Annotated in this window: 6 protein-coding genes and 1 pseudogene; 3 read left to right on the forward strand and 4 right to left on the reverse strand. The window is 55.5% G+C overall.

What is annotated here, in order from left to right:
- Nucleotides 1-114 (reverse strand): annotated as a pseudogene (locus tag Q363_RS47170) (IS110 family transposase); the annotation flags it as partial.
- 544 nt (nucleotides 115-658) lie between these two features.
- Here Q363_RS47170 and Q363_RS29675 point away from each other — a divergent pair.
- Nucleotides 659-1993, forward strand: a complete 1335-nt coding sequence (locus tag Q363_RS29675) for a metallophosphoesterase family protein (protein WP_245632557.1) — start codon at nucleotides 659-661, stop codon at nucleotides 1991-1993.
- Entirely contained in the window at nucleotides 1990-2265 is a 276-nt protein-coding gene (locus Q363_RS29680; protein WP_035357919.1) for a hypothetical protein, read from the forward strand. The genes Q363_RS29675 and Q363_RS29680 overlap by 4 nt, the downstream gene beginning before the upstream one ends.
- A gap of 311 nt (nucleotides 2266-2576) precedes the next feature.
- On the opposite strand, the gene Q363_RS29685 is transcribed toward Q363_RS29680, so the two are convergent.
- From Q363_RS29685 to Q363_RS41560, 3 genes are all read right to left on the reverse strand, one after another.
- Complete coding sequence (locus tag Q363_RS29685; protein WP_051979527.1) at nucleotides 2577-3317, reverse strand: hypothetical protein; 741 nt, start codon at nucleotides 3315-3317, stop codon at nucleotides 2577-2579.
- Between the two features lie 165 nt (nucleotides 3318-3482).
- Nucleotides 3483-5165, reverse strand: coding sequence for an arylsulfatase (locus Q363_RS29690; RefSeq protein WP_084080910.1), 1683 nt, complete (start codon nucleotides 5163-5165; stop codon nucleotides 3483-3485).
- A gap of 283 nt (nucleotides 5166-5448) precedes the next feature.
- Nucleotides 5449-5622, reverse strand: a complete 174-nt coding sequence (locus tag Q363_RS41560; RefSeq protein WP_157467856.1) for a hypothetical protein — start codon at nucleotides 5620-5622, stop codon at nucleotides 5449-5451.
- A gap of 94 nt (nucleotides 5623-5716) precedes the next feature.
- On the opposite strand from Q363_RS41560, the gene Q363_RS29700 reads away from it, so the two are divergent.
- Nucleotides 5717-6388 (forward strand): tetratricopeptide repeat protein, encoded by a 672-nt coding sequence (locus Q363_RS29700; protein WP_035357922.1) that lies wholly within the window; start codon nucleotides 5717-5719, stop codon nucleotides 6386-6388.
- Nucleotides 6389-6640: the final 252 nt, after the last annotated feature.

The following is a 6640-nucleotide window of genomic DNA, read 5'->3' on the forward strand; positions in this document are numbered from 1 at the left end:
GATGAGCTGCTTCTGAGTGAACTTCTTCTTGAGAAGCACTTTGCCGTTATCGCCAAGCGCTACGAGGTGAAACGTCGTCTTGCCGAGATCGATGCCAACCGAACGAATCGGCATATCGATGATCCTCCTGAAGTAACCTGCCAACAAGATCACCCACACCCACGTGGAAGATCAAGCGGCGGACCATCTCAGTAACCCCGTTTTCGGCAGGGTATCGAAGGACCAGTAGACGAAGAGGGGATGTCCAAGGATGTTCTCAGTCGGAACGAAACCCCAGAACGATGGTGCGGTTCGAGCTTCGCTCGAATGCACCGACATCTCAGAACCGAGATGTGGGGTACCCGGCGATCCCCGAAGACACACCAACCGGCATCACTCTCGAACCTTCGACCCTTGTAATGTTCGGCACCCATATCGTCGGGTAGTTGCGGCGGCGCGGCGTCGTCTGATTGCCTGGCGCCAGTCTGTTGCACGATAAGGCACCTTACCGGACCCGGCGCTCACAACGCCGGGTTTTCATTGGACACATGGCAACTGCTGTGGGATATCGATTTAGCAATAACTGAACTTGCGCCGGACGACTTCCGAGTTAGCGACCATCCGAAATACCTGACGCCAGTGACAGTTGTATATCACTCCAGCCAAGCGTGTAATGCTCATGCGCAAGCTGGGAGGTGTATCTGTGAAATGCGAGGTTAGGAATTTCAGGTCTATGGACTTAGCGGTTGTCCTGAGCATCATGATGCTCGCGGGATGCAATCAGACAAAGCCCACGGAAGCTAAAGAATCTGCCTTCGCCTTTGATGTGTACGGCGATTCTCGATCGATGATGTATCTCCCTTACAAACAAGATGAGGAAGCCCAGGCTCGCCAGCTCATGGTTGACATGTTTGAGCTGGTGCTTCCGGCGAAGGTGGCGCCCGAGGTGGTGGCAAAGGATGTCAAACTGATCTACGACCCGATGACCAAAGAACTGGTGGAGATGGTCATGCCGTTCAATACTGCCAGTGAAGTGACCACGCTAAAGTTCGACAAAGGCTGGGTCACGGAGGCATCAGTCGAGGATGTGAAGCTGCTTCCCGGTGTGAGCCGCACCATGTTTCGGCTGCACGGCGGCGACTGGGTTGCCCGCGAAGTGGTGAAGGACGTTAAGAGCGGAAATGCAGATTTTATCGTCAGCACTGGCGACCTGGTGTGGTGGGGGAAGCAGGCTGACAAACCATCGGAGAATCCGTACTGGAAGCTGGTTAATGAAGACGTGTTAAAACAATTGCCGTCCCCGGACAAAAAGTTGCAGGACGCCGGTCTGGACGGGCGAGTCTTTCCCGCAGTAGGGAATCACGAGGTTTGGGACGATTCGGATGTGCAAGGCCTGCTGGCATCCTTCCCCTATCTCAAGAAGCTAGGCGTTTCGAACGATCACCTGATCTACACCTTCGATTACAGCGGCGTTCGTTTTATCTTCCTGTGGACTGGCAAGTACGATTACCGCGATCCCTCTGGTTGGGGCGCTACCCGGCCTGCTTACGAGGCACAGATGAAGCAGCTGCAGACCTGGATGGATGACGCCAAGAGCAAGGGGATCAAGAAGGTCTTCATCTCGTTTCACGCGCCGACCTTCTGCCGCTCTGGCATGGGCGCTATTCCTCAGGAGCAGAATCCCCACAAGGTCATCGCAGCATACGCGAAGGACATGAATATCGTCGTCTTTAACGGTCATGTGCACACCACGGAACTTTACGAGGTGGACGGAGTGAAATATTTCGTCCTTGGTGGCGGTGGCGCAGAACAGGATCCGATTCTTCCCGGAAGGACACATCTCAAAGTGCCAGCCGATTACCCCCTCGACCAGTATTGGAAGGGCGCGTCTCCCAAGGAAGATTACAACTACCTCCATGTCAATGTAATCCCCGGCCAACCTACGAAATTCACGGTCAATCGCTTCCGGCCCTCATCCGCAAAGCCATTTGAAACTGTGGAGTTGTTCAGATGACGCCCCAAGACGTGAAGCAACTACGAATGGTGCTTCCTCTGCCCGCTATTGTACTCCACCCTTTCACGGCGGTGGTGATCGCCATCGTGCACGTTTACCTCTCCTACGGACACCTTTCGAAACTGTTCGGCGGTGATGTGCAGTGGACGCACACCTGGAAGGGTTTCGGCGCTCTGGCCGGAGCCTACATATTTGCGGCGTTGGCGTTACGCGGACTCGCACGTCCCGCCACACGAGCGGAAGGACAGCCAGTACCAAGCAGTCAGCTTTGAGTGTGAATGTTTAGAGACGAGGTTGTTGCCGGAACACTGCAGCGCTCGTATCCGAAAAGGTGACTGCTAGCCTCCAGCCTACCTTGTGTCATCACTTGTGCTCTTTTGGAAACAACAGAGTGAAGGTTCCGCGAACTCCCCACGGTGATGCTTGGGAACATGAACGGCATTGCCATACATCTCAACACTCATGCTCACCGGCTGCATTCCCAGCTTCATGATTCTTCCCACGCCCCCACCGAACGGTATCGTCCACACACTTCCGCTGGCCGCAGTGGAGTTCCAGTTGGCGGTAACGATTGGTGACGTGTTCAGGTACCAACCTTTTTCATGTTGTAGTTGACGAAGTATTGCAGGAGCATCTGATTGACATCGGTACGGCCACCGCTGCCCGCGACCGACCAGATGTTGTTGACGAGGACGCCCATCACGAAATGGCGGGGCATCGCCAGAACGACGAGGTTGGGCCCGATGCCGAACTTACCTTGTCCCAGATAGCGGCTGGTCGCAGTCGGCAGTTGAAAGATAGGGCCCGCGCCCCAGGTTATCTTGTGCGGTTTTCTCGGGGAGAACAAAAAAGTGGGCTGCATGTCGCCGAGGCCGGAGGCGCCGAGTTCGGGAGCGCCCGGAGACGGCGGGGTGATCGGCTGATAGATGATCGGCGTGATCCAGCGAATGATCATGTTCCAGTCTTCGTTGAGCTTTACGGGTATCACCGGCTGGATATTCAGCACATTCTGTGTGCGGTATCCGGGTTCAAAGCCTGGATTGATGTTGTCCTGCACGGGAACGCTGATAAGGCTGGCTACGGGGTTCTGTGCCGCTTTTCGCAGCTCTTCGGCCTTTGCTTCCTCGTCCGCTGAGGGTTGATTCGCCGCCGGAGTTCCCGCGGGGCTCGGCGTCTGCGCTTGCTCTGGATTCTCTGTACTCGCGCTACCTTGTGCGACCGCGCTGGCAGTCTTCGACTCTGTTGGGTTCGCTTCGAGAGAAGCAAAATTCATCTCGCGGTTCGCGAGATGAGCTTGCGCATCTGACAAGATCGCGGTGCTCATGAAACTTGCGAATAATATGCATTGACGTACGATCCGTTTTCCCAAAGAGAACTCCGATCTCTGAGCGTCCAAATCTCAGGCGGCCTGGAAAACCGTATTTCTGAAGCGGGGGACGTGTTATTTGACCGAGAAACAACGCGCCCCCACGCCTCACTTCGACCAGGTTTATTCAGACGGTATGGTGAATCGGAAGCCCACCTTGTTGAGTTCTTCCTGCATCCCTTTCAACAACTGGTACTGAGGCAAAGTGATGTATGGAATGTTCTCTGATTGCAACTTGCGTGGTGGGTACTTGACGTACGACTGCATGATTGTCTTGACGGCGTCTCCAAAGACCGGCATCGTCCAGGTGCTCTCCGTATAGTTGTTCATGAAGATGTCGTAACGTTCCTGCGGATCCTGCCACAGGTCGTAGACCGCGGGGACGATGGCAAATAATTTGTTCGGACCTTTCCATCCGAGGTTGGAGTCGACCGACATCCCGCCCGTAGCCTGGCCACCATCTCCACGCTGATCGAAGACGGCTTTGAAATTACCCACCCGGACTGCACCTGGCGTAAGGTCGATTTCCGTGAAGTAATACCAGGTGCTCCGAGGATCCGGGCCCGTTCCGAACAGTACGGGAGTGATGTCATAGCTATCGAAAATGCAGGGCTGGCCCGCGAGGTCTTTTTCGGGCAGTTTAACCCCGGCGAGCGATGCAAAGGTGGCCATCAGATCGAGACCGCCAACGATGTCGTAATTTCGCGTGCCAGCCTTGATTTTTCCGGGCCACCAGGCAATCGCGGGAACACGGTTGCCGCCTTCGCGGACTGTACCCTTGGTGCCACGGAATGGTGTATAGCCCGCGTCGGGATAGACATCCTGCCACGCACCGTTGTCCGTGGTCCAGATTACGATCGTATTCTTGTCGATCCCTAGTTGGCGGATCTTGTCCATCAAATGACCGATGTGCGCGTCGGCCTCAACAATCGAATCGGCATACTTGGTCTTCGACATCGACTTGCCGATGTAGTCGGGGGACGGAATGTTCGGCTGGTGTACCTTCATGAAATTGACACTCATGAAGAACGGCTTGTTCGACTTTGCCGCCCCATCGAGATAGTCAATCGCAGCCTTCTCGATATAGTCGTCAAGGAACGGGATTCCGACCCAACCTTTTTCCGGGGTGTTATCGTATTCGCCGTTCACATGCCATTCCGTACGAGGTTTCTCTCCTGCATTTCCGGAAAGCGCACCCGTAGTGACTTTCGCGAACATCGCGCGCTCTGCCGGACTCATGGATGGAAACCACTTCGGATCGGCATAGGTGTAAGCGTTCAGGTGATACAGCAACGCATACTTCATCACGTCGTAGCCGTGCGCGTTGGGCAGCGCGTAGTCCGACTCACCCAAATGCCATTTTCCTGTGAAGAAAGTCTGATAATCAGCCTGCTTCAAAACCGAGGCAACCGTCCACTCCGCTGCCGGGAGTCCGCCACCCTGACCTTGAAATGCTACTGTCGTCATGCCACTACGATTGGGAATACGTCCGGTTTGTAGGGCAGCTCTACCAGGTGTGCAACTCGCCTGGGCATAGAAGGAGAAGAAGGTCATGCCTTCAGCCGACAGGCGATCAATGTTAGGAGTCGGCATGCCGCGGCCAATGCCGCCACCGTAAGGACCGGAGTCGCCGAATCCAAAGTCATCGGAAATGATCATGATGATGTTTGGTTTTTGCCCTGCAGCCGGTGGAACACTTTGCAACTTTGTTTGCGCAGTGGCTGGGCTTACGCAGCAAGCCATAACGAAGGAGGAGGCAGCAAGCACCCCCAGCATTAAGTTTTTGATGGTTATTCTTGAGTCCATACATCCCTCCTTCACGTACAGTTGGGTACCCTCCCCAACGCGGGGCGGGTAGTAGGAAATATCCCCCAGACCATGGAAAATCGCTTTTAACTCTCGGCTCGCGAATAGAGGAGCGTAGAAGCACGGATATTGAGTGCGCAACTGTCATTTGCGTCAGTGAGACCGTGAAACTATAGCCTGCGGCATCGTCCGCTTACCGCTCCCACCCGAAGAAATGAGCTGTGCTTGGTCCGTATGTGCTGCATGAGCATCACTTGATACTTGTTGCCGGAGGTCCGTATTCTCACTTGCTATCCAATGATGAAAGCTTTTGGATCATGGCGAACAGGAAGGCGGTGCTCAGCCCGAATAAGAGGCAGCCGTTCAGGGCCTCCATTGCGCCCATGAGGTGCCATCGGTCTTCCAGCCACAGTTCCGCGTGGCCATAGCTTGTAATCGCGTTCAGCGAGTAAAGCATTGCTACCCGAAAATCAGGCAAAGCTTTGAGTAATCGCTACGCAAGCGCCCAGAGAGCGGCCTCCATTCCGAGCAGGGCCGCCGCCGACAAGGTCATGAAACATGGCCAGCGCGACTTGGCGGGAGCCGAAACGCTCGGCCGCCTCGTCCTCGAAATTCGCACGCGCGTTCTCGGCGCCGAACACAGCGACACGCTCCAATCGCAGAATATCCTTGCGTCACTCTTCGAGGAAGAAGGCAAATACGCCGAGGCCGACCCTCTCTTCACCCGAGTCATCGAGGTGCGCCAGCGCGTGCTCGGCCCCAAGAATCCTGACACGCTCGACGCCATCGCGCACTTCGGCGAATTGCGCATCGACCAGGCGCGATACACGGAAGCCGAAGCCATGCTGCGCGGCTGTCTCGACATCCAGAAGCAAACGATGCCATCCGACTACCGCCGCTACTTGACTGAAACCCTGCTGGGCGCCAGCCTTGCCGGGAACCACAAATACGTGGAAGCCGAACCGCTCCTGGTCGGTGGATACGAGGGCATCAAACAGAATGCTGCGGCTGTCTCCGATCTTAGTCGGCAGAAAATGAAAAAGTCGGTGAACTCGTCGTCAAGTTTTACGCCGCGTGGAACAAGCCTGACAAAGCCGCCGAATGGCGTCAAATCCTGGCTAAAGAGTAGGCGTTGCTTTCGCACCCGCATGCAGGTCGTAACCATGCATCGCCCGAGTGAGCCAGGCTATAGCCGGCCCGACTCCTTCCTGCTCGATGACTGACGGTAGCCGTCGACGCACGCAACGCTGGATTGACCCGAACGAACGCCTGCTGAGATCATGAAACATCCACCGCGAATGGTCGATCCATGAGCACGAAAAAAAGCATGATAGGATCGATGCCCCGAACCTGGAATCCGTGCTCCGGGCGAGTGACTGGCATCCATGTAAGTCTTTGTCAAGAGAAAAGCACGAAATCTTCTGGGCGCGCTCGGGAGAGCGCGCTTTCGTCTGATCAGAATCCGTGGTTACGCA

Origin of the sequence: Edaphobacter aggregans DSM 19364 (assembly GCF_000745965.1) — a bacterium.
In the GTDB taxonomy this organism is placed as follows: Bacteria; Acidobacteriota; Terriglobia; order Terriglobales; family Acidobacteriaceae; genus Edaphobacter; species Edaphobacter aggregans.

Coding starts and splice junctions, on each gene's coding strand:
- Q363_RS29675 (WP_245632557.1), top strand. CDS start 659: ATGCGCAAGCTGGGAGGTGTATCTGTGAAATGCGAGGTTAGGAATTTC.
- Q363_RS29680 (WP_035357919.1), top strand. CDS start 1,990: ATGACGCCCCAAGACGTGAAGCAACTACGAATGGTGCTTCCTCTGCCC.
- Q363_RS29685 (WP_051979527.1), bottom strand. CDS start 3,317: ATGAGCACCGCGATCTTGTCAGATGCGCAAGCTCATCTCGCGAACCGC.
- Q363_RS29690 (WP_084080910.1), bottom strand. CDS start 5,165: ATGGACTCAAGAATAACCATCAAAAACTTAATGCTGGGGGTGCTTGCT.
- Q363_RS41560 (WP_157467856.1), bottom strand. CDS start 5,622: ATGCTTTACTCGCTGAACGCGATTACAAGCTATGGCCACGCGGAACTG.
- Q363_RS29700 (WP_035357922.1), top strand. CDS start 5,717: ATGAAACATGGCCAGCGCGACTTGGCGGGAGCCGAAACGCTCGGCCGC.